At 36.0% G+C, this 18056-nt stretch carries 18 protein-coding genes and 1 pseudogene; 11 read left to right on the top strand and 8 right to left on the bottom strand.

Going from position 1 to position 18056, the window contains the following annotated elements; all coding sequences use genetic code 11:
* Positions 1 to 413: 413 nt before the first annotated feature.
* From BME96_RS15080 to BME96_RS15110, 7 genes are all read left to right on the top strand, one after another.
* Entirely contained in the window at positions 414 to 806 is a 393-nt protein-coding gene (locus BME96_RS15080) for a YwqH-like family protein (RefSeq protein WP_019379161.1), read from the top strand.
* A gap of 6 nt (positions 807 to 812) precedes the next feature.
* Positions 813 to 1097: a YwqI/YxiC family protein gene (locus BME96_RS15085; RefSeq protein ID WP_019379162.1), complete on the top strand. Its 285-nt coding sequence runs from the start codon at positions 813 to 815 to the stop codon at positions 1095 to 1097.
* A 32-nt stretch (positions 1098 to 1129) separates the two neighbouring features.
* Positions 1130 to 2710, top strand: a complete 1581-nt coding sequence (locus tag BME96_RS15090) for an LXG domain-containing protein (protein WP_071649460.1) — start codon at positions 1130 to 1132, stop codon at positions 2708 to 2710.
* A gap of 26 nt (positions 2711 to 2736) precedes the next feature.
* Complete coding sequence (locus tag BME96_RS15095; protein ID WP_071649461.1) at positions 2737 to 3381, top strand: hypothetical protein; 645 nt, start codon at positions 2737 to 2739, stop codon at positions 3379 to 3381.
* A 206-nt stretch (positions 3382 to 3587) separates the two neighbouring features.
* Positions 3588 to 4064: a hypothetical protein gene (locus BME96_RS15100; RefSeq protein ID WP_083547482.1), complete on the top strand. Its 477-nt coding sequence runs from the start codon at positions 3588 to 3590 to the stop codon at positions 4062 to 4064.
* Between the two features lie 30 nt (positions 4065 to 4094).
* Positions 4095 to 4895 (top strand): hypothetical protein, encoded by an 801-nt coding sequence (locus tag BME96_RS15105; protein ID WP_071649463.1) that lies wholly within the window; start codon positions 4095 to 4097, stop codon positions 4893 to 4895.
* Between the two features lie 318 nt (positions 4896 to 5213).
* A complete protein-coding gene (locus BME96_RS15110; protein WP_019379166.1) occupies positions 5214 to 6050 on the top strand; it encodes a YitT family protein in 837 nt (278 codons plus the stop codon).
* Between the two features lie 144 nt (positions 6051 to 6194).
* Here the strand turns inward: BME96_RS15110 and BME96_RS15115 are convergent, their stop codons facing one another.
* From BME96_RS15115 to BME96_RS15135, 5 genes and pseudogenes are all read right to left on the bottom strand, one after another.
* Positions 6195 to 6563 (bottom strand): YbgA family protein, encoded by a 369-nt coding sequence (locus BME96_RS15115; protein WP_071649464.1) that lies wholly within the window; start codon positions 6561 to 6563, stop codon positions 6195 to 6197.
* Positions 6564 to 6624: 61 nt separating this feature from the next.
* Positions 6625 to 7416 (bottom strand): SDR family oxidoreductase, encoded by a 792-nt coding sequence (locus BME96_RS15120; protein WP_071649465.1) that lies wholly within the window; start codon positions 7414 to 7416, stop codon positions 6625 to 6627.
* 26 nt (positions 7417 to 7442) lie between these two features.
* Positions 7443 to 8743, bottom strand: a pseudogene (locus tag BME96_RS15125) (glycosyltransferase family 2 protein).
* Positions 8740 to 9513, bottom strand: coding sequence for a hypothetical protein (locus BME96_RS15130; RefSeq protein WP_071649466.1), 774 nt, complete (start codon positions 9511 to 9513; stop codon positions 8740 to 8742). Before BME96_RS15130 ends, BME96_RS15125 begins: the two are co-directional and overlap by 4 nt.
* A gap of 224 nt (positions 9514 to 9737) precedes the next feature.
* Positions 9738 to 10436, bottom strand: a complete 699-nt coding sequence (locus BME96_RS15135) for an EAL domain-containing protein (RefSeq protein ID WP_083547483.1) — start codon at positions 10434 to 10436, stop codon at positions 9738 to 9740.
* A 325-nt stretch (positions 10437 to 10761) separates the two neighbouring features.
* On the opposite strand from BME96_RS15135, the gene BME96_RS15140 reads away from it, so the two are divergent.
* Positions 10762 to 11010 (top strand): hypothetical protein, encoded by a 249-nt coding sequence (locus BME96_RS15140; RefSeq protein WP_060680859.1) that lies wholly within the window; start codon positions 10762 to 10764, stop codon positions 11008 to 11010.
* 92 nt (positions 11011 to 11102) lie between these two features.
* Here the strand turns inward: BME96_RS15140 and BME96_RS15145 are convergent, their stop codons facing one another.
* A complete protein-coding gene (locus BME96_RS15145; RefSeq protein WP_071649467.1) occupies positions 11103 to 11774 on the bottom strand; it encodes a response regulator transcription factor in 672 nt (223 codons plus the stop codon).
* 259 nt (positions 11775 to 12033) lie between these two features.
* Between BME96_RS15145 and BME96_RS15150 the strand changes: the two genes are divergently transcribed.
* Both BME96_RS15150 and BME96_RS15155 read left to right on the top strand, forming a co-directional pair.
* Complete coding sequence (locus BME96_RS15150; protein WP_071649468.1) at positions 12034 to 13281, top strand: SH3 domain-containing protein; 1248 nt, start codon at positions 12034 to 12036, stop codon at positions 13279 to 13281.
* Between the two features lie 320 nt (positions 13282 to 13601).
* Positions 13602 to 13955, top strand: a complete 354-nt coding sequence (locus BME96_RS15155) for a SpoIIAA family protein (protein WP_019379187.1) — start codon at positions 13602 to 13604, stop codon at positions 13953 to 13955.
* A gap of 73 nt (positions 13956 to 14028) precedes the next feature.
* Here the strand turns inward: BME96_RS15155 and BME96_RS15160 are convergent, their stop codons facing one another.
* On the bottom strand, positions 14029 to 14265 hold the full coding sequence (locus tag BME96_RS15160) for a DUF3006 family protein (protein WP_071649469.1): 237 nt from the start codon (positions 14263 to 14265) through the stop codon (positions 14029 to 14031).
* A 243-nt stretch (positions 14266 to 14508) separates the two neighbouring features.
* A complete protein-coding gene (gene hpaB / locus BME96_RS15165) occupies positions 14509 to 15948 on the bottom strand; it encodes a 4-hydroxyphenylacetate 3-monooxygenase, oxygenase component (protein ID WP_071649470.1) in 1440 nt (479 codons plus the stop codon).
* Positions 15949 to 16153: 205 nt separating this feature from the next.
* On the opposite strand from hpaB, the gene BME96_RS15170 reads away from it, so the two are divergent.
* The gene (locus BME96_RS15170) at positions 16154 to 17887 is read left to right on the top strand and encodes an ABC transporter ATP-binding protein (protein WP_071649471.1); all 1734 of its coding nucleotides are present in this window, start codon (positions 16154 to 16156) and stop codon (positions 17885 to 17887) included.
* The last annotated feature ends 169 nt before the right edge of the window (positions 17888 to 18056 follow it).

An 18056-nucleotide genomic window follows, 5' to 3' on the forward strand; every position in this document is an offset into this window, starting at 1 on the left:
TAAATCATCCTCAGTAAACAAAAATAATTATAACAACTATAGTAACCTACTATTTTGATTAATGTATCATATAATTTGAGATATTAACATTAGGATGAGCGATTTTCTAACGTATAAAACACCAAGCGTTTCCCTTCACTAAAATATATTCCCTGAATATCCTTTCATTTTCATTTATGATTCTTATCGGATAGATGAACAATCCTAGTGCAGAATTATGGAAGTTCGTTCTATTTCACACACGGCTTAATTAGGTATTAATGACTAATTTTTTAAAAAACTCACGATATCCAAGTACTTTATACTAGATATAAAGCATCATTTCATTTAAAACTTATTTCTTAAATTATCCATTTTGTATATACTCATATGGAAGTAAAATTTACCATTATTTATTATGAGGAGTAGTAGAAATGGATCATTCATATCAGATTCTTTTATTAACTAATGGAATTCATGCTTTAAATAGTCAAATCACCAATAATAATGCTGATATTGCGAAATTAAAAAAAGCACAAACGAATATAATTGCTGATCAAAAAGAACTTGGGTCGAAGAAAACCCTTGTTACTGAACCGAACCTAAGTAATGATACATGGCAGGGTAAATATGCAACAGAGTTTTTGGAAATAAGAGAGGAAGTTGGAAATCAATTTACTAATATTCTACAATCACAAATTGAAACACTTCTTGATAATATCTCTTCTAAAATAGCTGTATTAGAAAATTCTAATGACCAATTAAGTAGTACAATCATATCTAAAAGAAACGAGATACGTTTTCTACAACAAACTGATGGAGGTTAGTTACTAATGCCAGAAATTAAAGTGAACCAATCAGTCGTTTCCCCTGTATTGCAACGATTAAATGAGCGTACACAGGAATTGGATACGACTAACCCACAACCAGAATTCTCCCAATCAACTGTAAACTTCATAGATAAAATCCAATCAGTCGAAGAAAGTTATTACGCAGCAATAAAGCAATATAAATTTGCCTTACTTCATGTGGAAAAAGATATAGAGTCGAGTATTCAAACATATGTAGAGAAGGATGAACAATTAGCAGGTCAAATGGGGCCACAGAGAATAGATTAAAGATAACTGATAATAAGCAAGGAGCGGGAGAAATGAAGGCGATTAAAATATCCGAAGTAAAGGATGGATTGAATCAGCTCATTCAAAATAAAGAAACCGAAAAAGAGCAAATACTTGCTTTAAGGGATGCAATTAACAGTTTTATAAATTTGGATAGTGCTTTAGAAGGTGAAGGCGGAGATGCCATAAGAGATCACTTTGTAACATTGCATCTGAATGCAGTAATTCTATTCAATCTATTTCTTGAAGAATATATAAGTGCGTTAAAAGAGATTAAAAATTCAGTGGATGCTTTTGAAAATAATGATGCATTTATTCAAACTGAATTTATTGAAACAACAGTTAAAACGAAATTAAACCAGTTAGAGGATATGTCTAGTACACTTATTGAAAGTATTAATAATGAGTATAATCTAGTTAGCGACATTGCAGGTGCTGGATCTGTATCTTCTTATTTTTTCAATCAAGAGATAGCCAATGCTAGAGAGAAGTGTGATAGTACCGTAAACAAGTTGGGGACACTTGATGAAGTAAATACCGCAAGTCTCGAAAATTCGGAGGAGTCTATAAATGAAGTTGCAAAGTTTACCAGCAAAATAAAGACCTGGACGAATAGTGGCGTATTTTTGACTGATAAACAACTAAAGGAAATAGAAACCTATTATTCTGAATCGGATATGATTGAGAAGATGATAGAAAATGCTACAAAACTTTCCATTGAGCAAGGAGACAGCACGATACAAGGTGAAGTTGCTAATTGGATAGGTAGTATGGGTAATGCTTCTAAGGCATACGGAGTCGCAAAAGGAGCTATCGCTTTTCAAATTATGAATAGTAACATGCTTGAAATGACGAAAGATGGAAAAGGTAATTTTGTTGTTACCGCTTCTTCAAAATGGAAAAAGGTAAATGGTAAATATGGCTCAAAGTTAGCAGAAAATATTCATAAACTATTAAAACAAGGTGACCCTGCTTCGGCCAACCCTTTAAGAAAATACCTATCCAAGTATAACAACGCCCCCAGTGGTGTTCTTAAACAACTAATTGGCATGAAACCAGGTACAACAAAACTCAGTTTTGGAAAAGTTGCCAACAATTACTCTAATGTTCTTGTGCTCGATAAAAATAGCTTAAAGGACTATAGTATGAAAGTAGATTGGAAGAAAACTGCAGAACAAGTAACCGATGCTAGTAAAGCTAAGAATTTGTTAAAGAGAGTACCTTATGTAGGAATGGCCTTATCTGTCGGCTTTAATTCTACTGAATATTACAGTGATACAAATAAAAACAAATCATTTGCTGAAAAAAGTGGAAGGTTCATCGCTGGTTTAGGAGTTGATGCCGGTATAGCCGGCCTTACTACAGGGGGAGCAGCGATTGGAACAATGATTTGTCCTGGGGTGGGCACTGTAATTGGTGGCGCAATTGGTGCAGGAGTTGGAATTATTGGTTCCATAGCTTTTGAGGATAAAATCAAAGACATTGGCGAAAACACCGCAGATTGGCTAGAAGAACGTACAAATGATCTTAGTAAACTTAAAGATAATGTTAAAGATGGAATTAAAGATTTAAGCGACAAAGCTTCCGGCCTACTATCCAGTATTTTTAACTAATTCCTTAATAATTGGGAGAGAATTTAATGAATATAAAAAAAAGTGAAGAAAGAATTTCAGCTTCAATGAATGTTAAATGGCGCCTTTCTCAAGGGTTGTTCTTTTTCTTTAAAGGTAATATGTATATTTTAGCAATGTTATTACTTTTCTATCTCAACAAAAGCAATTGGAGATACGATGGGGCAAATCAAGTAGAGACGTTTATTTTTTCGTTTGAGTGTTTTTTTATTTTATTAATCCTACTTGTAATAGTTAGACCGGCCCAGAAAAAAAGTGATATACCAACGAGTTCTATTGTTAAAAATTTAGTAGGTTTTATAATAGCTTTCATAATTACCGGTTTAATATCGTTAATGATGATACCTGCCGGGCTGCCATTTCCGAGTACGATGGTGTTTTTTATTCTTGCAACAAACCTTTTAGTCGCGTTCTATTCACTGGCTTTTCACAAAGCTGCTATAGCATTATTTAAAACCAATACGGAAAAGGAAAAGAAGAAGATTGCCGACTATGTGTTCATGTATATAGCCATTCTTTTTAGTGGGCTCAATCATCTTGTGCAATCTGTGCTTGATAGACAGCCACTTCTTATAAACAAGTTAATAGCCTTACTATTTATTTTACTCTTATGCATGCAATTAATAACTTCTGGCACAATATTTACGTATTAAAGATTATCCTCTTATGACTATCAAACTATTGATCTAGTTTAAGAAAGTGAGTTATAACAATTCCACAAAGAGACACAGAAGGAAGTAGTTTTTCCTTAAAAAGAGGAGTATATCTATTTGTAAAAGCAAATTGTATTATTCTACTGGTTTTACTAATCTTCCTTAGTAATTACAAAAGTTGGGACTGGGATGGAGACAATTACCTTTTGATCTTTATCTTATTCCCACAACCTTTTCTAATTTTATTAGCAATAATTGCAGCTGTTCGCAAAGTGGAGAAAAGTAAAAAGTATCAGTTTAGAAATAAAAAGGATGAGTGGATTGGTTTAGCGAGTGCTGTGACAGCTTTATTTTTATTCTCTCTTCTATTTTTGGGTGCTGCTATTGCTTTTCCTAGTACCATTGTATTCTTGGGCATTACCACAAACTTCATGGCAGCAGCATTTTCGGTTGTTTTCCACCCAATAACAATTGCTTTATATGAAGCGAATGTATTCGATAAACGCAATACAAAAATGGATTACTTTTATAAGTACATAGCTATATTTACGACTGGAATTAATTACCACACTCAGCAATTATTGCGTTCTGTGCCGTTAGTGATAAACAAGTTATTAGCAGTAATTTTTGTCCTCTTACTGATTTGGCAGTTATTTGGAGTTAATATGATTTTTGGTGATTAAAAATTTATTATAGGATGAAAGGAGATTATTATGACAGAAACTGGTGAAATCAAATTAACAGTTAATGAATTGGCTGCATCCTTATCCCTTTGTGGTTATGAGAGTATCGCTAGTCAGATAATTAATGATCACGGCTTAGTTAATGACGAAGGACAGTTTTCTCGTTTCGTACAAGAAACAGAAACCTCTTTAAAGCAAAAGGGATATTGGGATTCTAATCAAGAAAGAGGTATTGCTCGAGGATTAGAGGACCTTCTATATCTACTTGTCCATGCTAAGAAAAAGATTCGTTCTATTAATATGCAAACCCGTAAAGTGTTAATTATTCATTTTTTAAACAAAGATAACATACTTGTTCAACAAATTGAAGAAGCCGAACATCGTTTTTCCTTTCCAGATAAAGCTAATAAGCTTAGTGATCTACTACGGACTCACTATGATTTACCAAATACTGATAGAGTAATGAACGGCTGGCAACCCTTGCAACTCTCAGAACAACTTGTGGACGAGTTCCACACATCTCCAGCCCCTGTAGTTCAGGCTATGGCAGATGATCTTAATCAACCAGTTCCGATACGTCACTTTGCTTCTGATTTTCTGCGGAATGGTCAAGAATTTAATAATATATCGTTTATGGAATCAAATTATGTAAAAGACCACTCTGAATTTGATAATGTGCAATTCTTTGTTCCTGGAGATCATTATATCTGGCATATGGATTATGATGGACTAGAAAAGAATCAGCATGTTATGATGCAGCCTGTTCCCGTAAATACATATTTCGAGGAAGTTCAGAATGCAATTTATGCTTTTTTTGGAATTTCTCATTAATTATATCGTCAAACCCTGTAGATGCCACAGATATTTCTGTGGCTTTTTATATAGTGTATAAATCGACCCTAGTCTCAAAAGTTTATCGCCATGAATTAATACTAGTTGTATTATTTCTTCAAGAACCGAAATGAGATTTTAACAAGTAGTTAATTATATAATTTAATACTCTCTAATAAGACTGATGGTGTTCCCACATTAACTCCCCTCCCTAATTACCCAATCTCTCCCCATGCGTTTTATATTTTATAAATAGGGAAAAATGCGATTTAGGTGAGCAATTTAATCCTAATTATTATATAGACAAGGAGCTTTGGGATGGGAAATTTATTTAGAGATATTATATTTATTACGCTTGGTGCACTGGCTTATGCGTTATCCGTCACGTTTTTAATTATCCCAAATAATCTTGGTGACGGGGGCCTAACCGGTATATCAGTTATCCTCCACTATGCGTTTGGATGGTCTCCAGGTATCGTAAATTTCATATTAGCTACAATCGTTATTTTAATTGGTTACCGTGTGCTGCCAAGGCGTAATATTTTTTTAACTGTACTTGCTGCACCACTTATATCTTTATTTATTTTTATTACGGAAAATAACATCGAGCCGTTAGGTGATCCACTTGTTTCTGCAATCTTCGCCGGGTTTTTCGGCGGGATAGGTACGGGACTTATTTTTCGAACAGGTAGTTCTATGGGTGGGACAAGTGTCATTGCACGTATGTTTCATCACACGCTTGGGTGGGATTTAACAAGAACAAATTTTGCATTTGATGCAGTTGTTGTATTATCAGGACTGTTTATTATCGGAACTCTAAATACAATGTATACGATCATTCTTTTATTTATTGGAAAGAAAGCATCTGATCTCATAATTGAAGGGCTTGATCCACGAAAGGCTGTCAGTGTCATTTCGACACAAGCACCTGAAATTACGGATGAAGTCATTCGTCAGATGGATACGAGTGCAACAGTATTTAAAGGGTATGGGGGATATTTAAAAAAAGAAGCGGATATGTCTTATATTATTATTAATAAATACCAGCTGATGAAGTTAAAGCGAATCATTAATTCCGTTGATGATAAAGCCTTCGTTGTTATCCATGATGTCCGTGACGTATTTGGCGGAAGCTTCTCATGGGGGAAAAAGTAAAAAGCAGTAGAAAGGAATGTATCTTCCTTTACACTGCTTTTTGTTTGTTAGAAATATAATCACAAACAGGGAAATCTTACTCACGATGCGCTCAGCCTAAGAAAGATTTCCCTTACTTACTGCTGACACCTGTAAAACCATCCTCTAATGTAGCAAGGTACTATTCAGCAAATAATTCACTTGATATTTCTCAGCGAGCAATCTGATACACATGACTAGTTCCTGCTTATCCAACTCATCATTCTGAAATTGTTCAAGCTTTTCTTGAAAAGCAATTTTTTCTTCCTTTGTAGCATATTTTTTAAAATATCCCCACATATGCTGATACGTATTAATTACAGATCCCTTAGTTGGCTGGACATGAATAGCTTCATCTATTAATCTTTCAATTTCTTCAAGGGAGGAATCTTTTTTGAGCATCTCCCTAATAAGGTTATAATACCGTTGGCTATGGAACATAACGCGATATTTCTCTTGGGCCCATAATTTTTCTATACCAGCTCTACTGGACATTGGTCTTCTCCCCCACTTATTTGAACAAGCTACATGTAAACGTTGCATAGCTTCTTTCCCATTAAATTGTTTTAATCATTCCACCATCAACCAGAAAGGACTGACCAGTAATGTACGTATTTGCTCCTGAACAAAGGAAAATCGCCATTTTGGAAAATTCCTCTGGTGTACCTAATCGACCTAAAGGTATTGCCTGTTCAGCACCTCTTCTAACTTCTTCATAGCTTTGCCCTGTTTTTTCTGCAATCGATTGATCTAAATGTGCTACTCTGTCAGTAGCTATTCTTCCAGGACCAATTGTATTTATTAAAATATTATCCTGTCCCAATTCCTGTGACAAGCTTTTAGAAAGTCCAGCTATCCCTGGGCGAAACGTGTTTGATAAGATCAGGTTATCAATAGGCTGTTTCATAGAGGAAGAGGCAATATTAACAATATGACCTGCCCTTTTCCTTCGCATAGAAGGAAGCACCGCACGAATTGTTCGCACAAAACTAAGAACGTTCAGTTCAAACGCGTATTGCCAGTCTTCATCTGACATACTGTCAAAGTCTCCAGCAGGCGGCCCTCCGGTATTATTAACTAAAACATCAATGCTACCGTGAAGTTCTTCTACTCTCAAAACAAGATTTTTTATGTCCTCCGATTTGGTTAGGTCACAAATAACATAATCAACATGATGATTCCCTGTTTCCGAGCTGATTTCAGCTTTGGCACTTTTTAAATTCTCCTCGTTACGGCTGGCTATCACAACACGCGCACCTTCTGAAGCAAATCGCTTAGCCATAGCTTTTCCAAGACCATTACTACCTGCAGTTACAATGACAGATTTTCCGTTAAGCTGTAAATCCATATCAAACACGCTCCCTCATTTTATAATTACTTGAATCGAGTTGTTTTATCCCAGCCTATAACACGTTTTTCTCTTTTTGCTTTCATATACATAATTGTACTTTTTACGAACAGGTAAGAAAACAACTGCGCATACGTAAAATACATGATAAAGCTGACCAGAATATTTTGCGGTGTGAATGTTTTTTCCGCTGATTGAGCACTCAGCAATTGAATGGTATACACAACATAAGCAATGTACCAAATAACCATAAGTGGAATAGTAATAATCACTTGAAAATAGCCAAATACACCGAGAACAAACCAAATATAAGAAATAACTAAAAATATCCAGAAAATAACGTATACCATCAATTGGTGAAGGGAATGTACAAGCAGCTTCCCTTTAAAGTATCCAGGCTCCAGCAATGTTTTTTCTACAATATAAAGATTTCCAAGCAACCATCTGGTCCGTTGTTTAATATAAACCGGCATCGTTTCCGGTTCCTGCTCCCAAGTAATGGAATGTGGCACAATCGGCAAGAACATTCCTTGTCTTGTTATCCATAATGTTAGTTCCGCATCTCCTGCAATCGCGTAGGGGTCATAGCCTCCAAGATCTTCAATGACTGATCTTTTTACAAGCATATTTGTTCCCGTTAAAGAACCTGTTTTAAAAAGCTGCCATCTTCCGGCTTGCATTAACAGCTGAAAAACTTGAAATTCTATAGAGATCATCCGGGTAAGCAGATTTTTCTCTTCATTCATTGTTCGAACATGTCCGACAGCACCGCCTGCATTCGGATAACTTTCCGTCATTTCAACCAGTTTGATTAGAGCTTCTGGTTCTGGTTGGTTATCTGCATCATATACACAAAAATAGGTTCCATCCGAAATTTCCAATCCATGATTTAGTACCCGGGATTTTCCTTTAGGCTCCCCTGCAGGTACGCGAATATGACGAACACGCTGGTAGGTTTGTTCAAATTCATCAGCAATATCCGCAGTGTCATCACTTGAATTATCGTTTAGAACATAAATAGTTAACCTTCCTGGATATTTGAGCCTTACCATTGCTTCCAATGTCTGTTCCAATAGAATGCCTTCATTATGGGCTGGAATCAGTATATCAACACTTGGATAATACTCGAGTGAGGGCAGATTAACCTTTCGTTTAGCACGATAATATAAACCGGCCAGAGCAAGTACAGATAATAGAGTAACAGGACAATAAATAAACCTGTAATAAACAATAGAATGCCACGAAAGGAAATGAGTTCAAAATAAAAGCTTACTCCTATAAGTATAAGAAACCCAATAAAAAAAGAAGAAATAAACCATTTTTTCATTGAGCATCCCCTTCTTTCACAACTTCTTGCCTTTCATACCCGATTATCTCTTTATCCCATTCTATCTTATTAATAATTTCTGGTGTAAAGACATCCTCCAAGCGGTTGCTAATACGTTCTTTTACAATATGTAGACCGTCTTCCCCTGTGTTCTGAAGAAGAATTAAAATAGTGTCCTTATCCTGTTTACCAACAACGTCAAAATGTTCCCTGACAGACGTGTATACACTTTCTGCCAATAGATCAATTCCTGATTTTTTCACTCTTCTTGCCCACTTATTCATCCGCAGAGTTAGCAGATAACCCGTTTCTTTTCTCCGCACCATTGCATTTGTAATTAATTCTTTCTGTTTATTAAACTCTCTAAAAGAAAGTACTCTCGTATTGGCAATGTATTCTGCAAGCTCATTTACTCGTTTCTGCAATTGGCGGTTTTCAATGGCTAGTGCTTTTATCCATTTTGTTAAAACGTAAGCAGTTCCAATGTGAGCAACAATAATTGCATGTATGCCTACAGCCGCCAATTGAACAGGAGTCTCCCATGCTTGTTGAAAAGCATAGATTAGCAAGCCAAAGGAGCTTATCAATATAAAGCTTATGAATAATAAAAACGCCAATTTATCTTTTAAATTTAAAAATACAACAAAAGGTATAATTGCAATTAAAGCAAAATAAAAAGGAGAAATAAAAGTTTGAATAAAATAAAACAGCAGCAAAAATGTGCCAATCCACACTAATGCCGCTATACTCAATTTGTTTAGCCTATCCATGTACGCACACTCCTTACAAACTCCTTACAAGAAATAAACTGCATATTACGGCAGTATAACATACCGTGAACCCCTATTTCATGGGCCTTTCGGGAAAAATGGCCATAAGGTTGGGGAGTTTGACTATTTCGAATATTGTTGACAAAAATATCTATTCATGGTCAAATATATGAAAGAGTATCCTCTGGGGAATATTTTCCTTATTGCTTCCATTGGAATCAATTTTATAAAATACCTGGCCTGCCTAAATAATAACCTTGCCCATGCGTGATTCCAATATCAATGGCAGTTTGCATTTCTTCTCTTGTCTCCATCCCTTCCAACACGATTAATTTATCCTTTCCGAAGATTTCAACGATTCTTCGCATATATTCCCGTTTCTTTTGAAAGTATACAATTCCATGAGCAAAGAAACGATCAAATTTTAGAATATCCGGATCTAATTCAATAATGGCTTCTAATGTGGATTCTCCTCTTCCAATATCATCTAATGCAATTTCAAAACCCCAGTTTTTCAAATCATTTACCCGCTCTATTAGCAGATCCAAATCTTCCTTTTTCTCTGCTTCACTAATCTCTAAAATTGTGTTTTCTGGAGAAATTGTTGTGTCATCAATAATTTCCTTCATTATTTCAGGGAACTTAGGTGAAATAATGGTGGAAGGGCATATATTCACAAACAATTTCTCTTTATTAGGTAACTGTTGGTATTGTAGACAAGCTTTATAAATGGATGTCATATCAAGCTCAAACAAATAGTTATTCTTTTTTGCATCAATGAAATGTAACTCAGGGTTATCAAAGTTTTTTGGTCTAAGCAATGCTTCATACCCGTATACTTCGTTTTCATTTAGTGCGACTATTGATTGAAAAACATGATGGAAATCCAGTCTATCCTTCTCCCCATTCATCGTTTTAAACATCGAATCACCCAGTATCCTTTTGACTTAAATTTAAATTATTTTCGTATCTTCTTTTTTCAAAGGGTTAACTACTCCGTTAAAACAAATTTATATTATAGATGAATAGTGGTCTGCATTCTTTATAAAGTCGCTTCTCATATTTTGAATTTTCTATCCATCCATTTACTATTTCCCTATTACATCCTCTTCTAAAACATTTAAATACCAAACAAGCCTTGTTGTTATGGAAAATACATACGAAATTACCATATATTTATATTTTTTGTATAATAGAGAAGAAGTGACTTTTTTATATCAATTATTCTTATGAAGGTGAGGAATTCCTTTGAAAACTGGTAAAGAAATAAAGAAGCAAAATAATCTTAATCTAATTGAAGTAAGTATTCTCGTCAATTTACGTAAACATCGCGGCAGATTGGTTACTGTAGATTTAATTAGCAAAAATCCGGAAGATCAAACACTCATACATAAATACATAGATGGATTAGTAAAGAAAGAGTTTGTAGAAAAAATTGGTGAGGATGCATATCGGTTAAGCGTCCATGGGGCTAAGTTGGAGCTCTTGCAGGCATAAATAGAGGAGATAAGCACATCTTCTAATTTGTTGTCAAAACAAAATACGAGACCAAAATTATTTCTCCCCCTGTATCCCTTTCAAGTACCAATCTACACCTCCCTCTCTTTTATCATCATTTCATTCAAAAATAGAGTAACACGCTTCCTCCCTTTTAGATTTATCTTTTGATAAATTTGACTAACATGAATTTTAACCGTGCCTTCTGACAATTGAAGAAGTTCAGCAATCTCCTTATTACGAAGTCCTTTCTTCAAGAAATAAGCTACCTCAATTTGTCTTTTGGATAATTCAAACTGGTGGGCGTACAGACGGTACTGAAATAATTCTATATTGTATTCCTCTGTTTTCTCCAGAAGATCTATCAAATTCTTCGTAAATGCTGTGGGAAAAATAAATTGATCAGGTTGGTTGGTGGTAATTGCTTCATTAATTGTTTCAGCCATCGTGTCCATTTTAACTAAAATACTATCTGTATCAATCAGCAGAATATCATGCAAATCATCTTGTGAGAAAGGTGATGTTAAAAGGAATGTGCGCATGTCTTTCCAGTAGTTCTTCGCTTCCAGAATTATTTTGCCTGCTTCTTGAAAGTGCAAACCTTCCATATCCAGAAGCATGAGTGCAGGTTGAAAAACACGCAGTTCTTCATTGTTTGGTTGCTTAATCCCTGTAAATTTCACCAAGTCTACAAGTGGGTTATCCTCTAAAACCTTTATTATTTCATGGGGGAAAATCGTATTTGATACATACAATATATTCATCGCTGCTCCAGCTCTCTCTTAGTTTTTTACTAAACTATTTTATTTTCGTATTGTTTGCTATATATATCGGCTAAATACCAAAATATATAAGACAAATTTCCTATTTTTATAATATAACAAAATAAAGTTATTAGATCTTGTTATGACGTATTTTATTACACTGTTATTTATTTGGTTAATTTTTCCAAACCACTGTATAATGGCAAAGACTTCCTGTATACTTAGTTCGATTAGGTAAATAGGAGGAGGAGGAAATTGGATGTCGAACAAGCAAAAAGGCTATATTTTTGGGGGAATTGCAATTATTGTAACTGCATTTATATTGTTTTTAGCAATTACCCAAAACAAGCCAGCTTTACCTGCAGAAGCTAAACAAAATGAGGTTAAATCTGAGAAGGCAAGTCCTGTAGCCGAGCCGACTGAACAGGAAAAACCAAACATGGAGATAGCGAAAAAGGAAAAAGGCAGCAAAGAAGAGAAAGCGAAGGAAGAGAGCAAGAAAAAGGAAACGAAAAAAGATGATATAGAGCAAAAGAATAATGAAGAGGAAAACATATCCTTTGAGAAGAAATACATAACGGTTTCATCTTTAAATTTGCGTTCTGATCCCAATACCCAATCAGACGTATTGGGTGTATTAATGCTAAATGAAGAAATTCAAGCAGCAGACACGAATTTAGACAACGGCTGGGTAAAAGTAAAAACGAAGTCGGGAAACGGATATGTAAACAGTAAGTATTTATCCAGTGAGAAAAAAGTAATTACTGCCACTGCGCAAAAGACAAAAGAGAAAACAACCGAAAAATCTGCGAACAACAAAAATACACAGACGCAAAAGCAAGCAAATAAACCAAAAGAACAAGCATCTTCTGATAAAAAGCAAGAAAAGCCAGTGAAGACTCCTCCTAAAAATGATGCTGAAAAACTGAGCTCCGTTGGCAATAATAATCAATTAATTTTAGTTACAACAAATGGGTATGGTACAAGCTCAGCAAAAGTACAGACATTTGAACGTGGATCCTCTGGAGAGTGGCAGAGAGTTATGCATACAAATGGCTTTATTGGTAAGAATGGCTTTGCAGGAAGCAAAGTAGAAGATGATGGAAAAAGCCCTACAGGAAAATACAGTATAGGCACTGCCTTTGGCAGAGCTGGCAACCCTGGAACAAAGCTACCTTTTCGAAGCATTAGTTCTGATGATGTATGGGTAGATGATCCGAAATCAAGTCTTTATAATTCTTGGCAGTCCAGAAAGAAAACAGAAGGTCAGTGGAACAGTGCAGAAAACATGGATATCGCGTTGTATACGTATGGGTTTGTCATTAACTATAATACTGCTCGGACACCAGGAAAAGGAAGTGCTATTTTCTTTCACGTAGCGAACGGACATACACTTGGTTGCACAGGAGTTTCGCAGTCTCATATGGTCTCCATTTTAAAGTGGATCAATCCAGCCAAAAATCCTGTGATTATCCAGACACCTGAAAGCAAGTTATCCAATTATTAAGAGCCTGGATGCTATTTATATTTTTTTCCATAATAGTTGGTTGGCGATCAGAAATTGGCTCATTAGTAATTTGCTAATGAGCTTTTTTTAATGCTTGATTTTTAATATAGAAAGACTCCCTGTTCTGAGAACTTAGTATCGATTCTTGGCATCATTGGTAAACGTACGGAATTATAGTTGTGAAAAAAGTTAACGCATAAAATATTCTATTACAGGATGTAGTAGTTACCTATTAAACAATCCAGCAAATAATGCTATTACCAAAAGTTTAATCCACATTTAAAAAAGGAATCGATAAAAAAGAGAAAGGACGGGATATTATGCTAGAGGTCAACGCTACAGAACATAGTGCTGTATTAAAAATAATTTGCCATGGCAAACTGACAAAAGAAGATATACAGCGTTTTGAAGATGAATTTAAGAGAAAAATTTTTGAACAAGAGCCTATTAATCTTCTACTGATAATAAAGAATTGGGATGGAATTACGTTAGAAGGTCTGTTAGAAGACATGAAGATGATTCAATATGTGAAAAGCATTAAAAAAATTGCCGTGGTTTCTGATGAAAAGTGGGTAAAAGCAGATGCGAAATTAGAAAATAAACTGCCTGGTGTGCAGGTAGTCTATTATCCTCCAGAAGAAATACAATCAGCAAACAATTGGCTGTATACGTAACCATTCGACGTATAGTCATTGTTCCAATAAATAATAAAATTGGAGGGACAATAGGTTATGTTTGTCCCTCCAATTATTCCTCATGCATATGTTTAGCAACATCTTTTGTATCCTCTGCTGCTTTTTCTGACTCTCCAATTAAAGTTCGGTAGTTCATTACTCCATTTCGATCATCTTCCACAACTAGGTCACCTTGCTGAACATCGAGTGGAAGTTTACCCATGTCTATTTCTTTGGTTACTCTCTCATTCTCCTGATCTAGCAGAATCACTGTATCACCTACAAAATTATCAACAATATACTTTTTCATGATTGTTCCTCCCCATATAAAAGATTCTATACTATTTCATTTCCCAATTAGGAGTAGTGTGAAACAACTAGCGGCAACTCCCTTGGATTGTACAAAGTATCATGAGGATTAACTATCTGCTTAGATAGGAGGAAATAAGCAGGGGTGAGTGCTATTCAGCAGGCGGATGAGTAAATCCGCCGTACAAAATTCAAATCAGCAATAAAAAATTGTTTTGCCCTGATGAGCAGAGCTCTGTAACCTTTACTCTTCTTCCAAAAAGTTTGATATTCTTTCAACAAAAATGGAACGATCGTAGGATTGATAAAGTCCACTTGCCAATTTAACAGGATCGCCGAAGAAAAATCGTTCATATTGAATCTCCCGCGTACCAAATGCGCTCATGGAAATTTCCCAAGCAAGGCGAAAAAGCTTTACACGAGACAACGCGTCATCAGCTTTCGACTGCAAATAATGATTTAAATCTTTTCTTATATCAGAATCAAAAGCTGCCTCTGGAGGGATGGAAATTAACCCACTTGCACCCAGTTGTTGAATAATCTCTGTAAACCGGGCATAAGCTTTTGGAAATATATTACAGGCAACAGCAAGCGTAGCCTGATCTGGTCGCATAAAACCCCATTCATCCAGTTTTGCTTCCGCTTCTGCTTTCAGGATCAATGCTTTCAATGTCTCCAAAGCAATAATAATTTCTGTTGTTTTTTCCTGTACATGTTGATATTCGCCAATACAAATACTATTAATGATAGACTGGACAAGTCCCAGAATAAATTCTGTTTTTATAATCTGACGGGATACCGCTTGATGCAAGGTGAACGGTAGAAAAGAACTTGATGCCATAAATGTGTTGGATACTGAAATGTTATTATAATAAAATACGCGCTCCCATGGGACTAATACATGATCAAACACCACCACCATATCCATCTCTTCATATCTGGAGCTTAATGGATAGTTAAATGCCGATTCTCCCCCGACAAAAGACTCTCTGGCAATAAACCGGAGTCCTTTTGTATTACTCGGAATAGAAAAAGCGAATCCATTTGCTTTATCCTGAAGGCCACCAGCAGCTAATACAAGTATTTCATCCGTTATTCCGCCTTGTGTTGCAAGTAATCTGGCTCCATTAACTATTATTCCAGCATCGGTTTCTTTCATCACTTTTGCAGCTATGGGCTGCTCCGTATCTTCTACATAGAAAGTTTCTCGATTTACTTGTGGATTAATAAAGGTATGGGTCATTGAAATATCATTTTCCCGAGCATATTCATAAAATTTCACCAAATTTTTCGGATAACAATTTTCCTTTCCCTCTAAAAATCCCGCTGATGATGCCAGTGCCATAAGTACTGTGTTCATATAATCCGGGCTTCTTCCCATCATGCCATTACTCGCTAACGCCCATTGCTGAATCATCTCTCGCCTTTTCACTAATTCCTCTTTTGTCTTTGGCTGTAAATAAGACATCCCTACTTGTTCGTCGGATAATGGGGAGGAATATGTCATGATATCTTTTAATTTGGGCTCGAATTGAAGATCATATAAAGCCCCCTGGCTTTTTATAATTCCTTTCCAAGCCGGATGTTCAGAAATATTTCCTTTCACCTGAGTCCCATCGATCCAAATCTCTGCCTGCAGTTGTTCAATCCGCTTCTTATATTCATTTCCATTAATTGCTGGCATACACCCACCCCTGACTTCTCTTGTAATTAAATATTACATCCTTTTAAAATTTTGTTTATTTTTATTTATTTTATTTACCCAACCCAAATACGTTACTCTTTTTCTTATCTTATCCAACCTGCTATACCTTCTGCTTGCTTTTCCCCATCGGACGAGTAGACTTAAGAGAGAATAATTTACAACCTATTTGACAGGAGTATTTCAGATGGAAAACAATAGACCAACTAGTATAAAACCCTTCTTCTCCCTTATTTTTTCGACTGGATTACCTAAGATACTCTTAGGGATCGGACTTTTGACAAGTATCATTACAACCCTCGCTGGCTTAGTTGTTCCTTTATTGACTAAAAACCTTGTTGATAATTTCTCTACAGCAACACTAAGTACTCCAATTATAATTGCGATTGCCATCGCTTTTATTTTTCAAGCTGTCATGAATGGTGTATCCATTTATACCTTATCCGCTGTGGGTCAGCATGTTGTTGCAAAACTTCGTGAGAGAATGTGGCTGAAGCTCATTCGTTTGCCAGTTCGCTTTTTTGACACAACATCAAGCGGAAAAACAGTCAGCCGTGTAGTTAATGATACGAACGTGGTTCGCGATCTAATATCTGATCAATTCCCTCAATTTATTACTGGAATTGTTTCTATTATTGGCGCAATCACCATACTGCTTATTATGGATTGGAAGATGACGCTGGTAATGCTTATAAGTGTCCCTTTCATTGTTTTAATCCTTTTACCACTTGGAAGACAAATGGGGAAAATTTCTCGAAGTCTGCAGGATGAAACAGCTATTTTTACTGGTGATGTGCAACAGACACTTAGTGAAATTCGTTTAATGAAGGCATCCAACGCAGAAAAAGCCGAAGCGGCGAAAGGAAAGCTGGGGATTAAAAAATTATTAGATCTTGGCTTAAAGGAAGCAAAAATATACGCACTGATTGCTCCCATTATGTATTTTGTCATGATGGTTGTGATCGTAATGATTATCACTTATGGCGGGATGCGCGTATCAAGTGGAACTATGTCCACAGGTTCTTTGGTTGCGTTTTTACTCTATCTGTTTCAAATTATTATGCCTGTCACCACATTTGCGATGTTCTTTACACAGCTTCAAAAAGCAAAGGGTGCGACGGAACGTATTATTGAAATTTTGGATCAGCAATTAGAAAAGGGACAGGAAGGCAAGGACAGAGATATCACAGGAAAAAGTGTTCATGTGCGACATGTATCTTTTTCTTATAATAATGAAGAATCCGTTTTACAGGATATCACTTTTACAGCTGCTCCGGGTGAAATGGTTGCCTTTGCCGGACCAAGTGGCGGTGGAAAGACTACTTTGTTCGGCATGCTTGAGCGTTATTATATACCAGAGGCGGGAGAAATTTTGATAGGTGATACACCTATTCAGAACATGTCTCTCACCTCCTGGCGTAAACAAATTGGATATGTTTCTCAGGATAGCCCTATGATGGCTGGTACGATTAGGGAAAATCTCTGTTACGGTCTGGAGGAAAAGCAAATTCATGATGACCAACTTTGGGCGGTTGCTAAAATGGCATATGCAGCACAGTTTATTCAGGAATTCCCCCAAGGATTGGATACACAGGTTGGTGAACGCGGTATCAAGCTCTCTGGAGGACAACGTCAGCGTATTGCAATTGCCCGTGCTTTTCTAAGAGATCCGAAAATCTTAATGATGGACGAGGCAACAGCCAGTCTTGACAGCCAATCAGAAGGTATTGTACAGCAAGCACTGAGCAGGTTAATGGAAGGAAGAACTACTTTTATAATTGCTCACAGACTCTCAACAATTGTCGATGCAGATAAGATTGTATTCATTGAAAAAGGGAAGGTTACCGGAATAGGAACACATCAGGAACTAATAAAGCAACATGCACTCTATCGCGAATTTGCTGAGCAACAATTAACCTAAGGTCGATAAAGAAGCTCTGCTGATCCACTGAATCGGACAGTAGAGCTTCTTTTTAGTTTCTGATATTTAATTTTTGCTCTCCAGCGGATTAATTTCCTCTTCGGTGGATACCTTTGCTCTCCTGCCGATTTATTTCTCCTCCGGCGGATTCTTTCGCTCTCCTGCTGAT

It is taken from the genome of Virgibacillus halodenitrificans, from assembly GCF_001878675.1.
GTDB lineage: Bacteria > Bacillota > Bacilli > Bacillales > Amphibacillaceae > Virgibacillus_Q > Virgibacillus_Q halodenitrificans.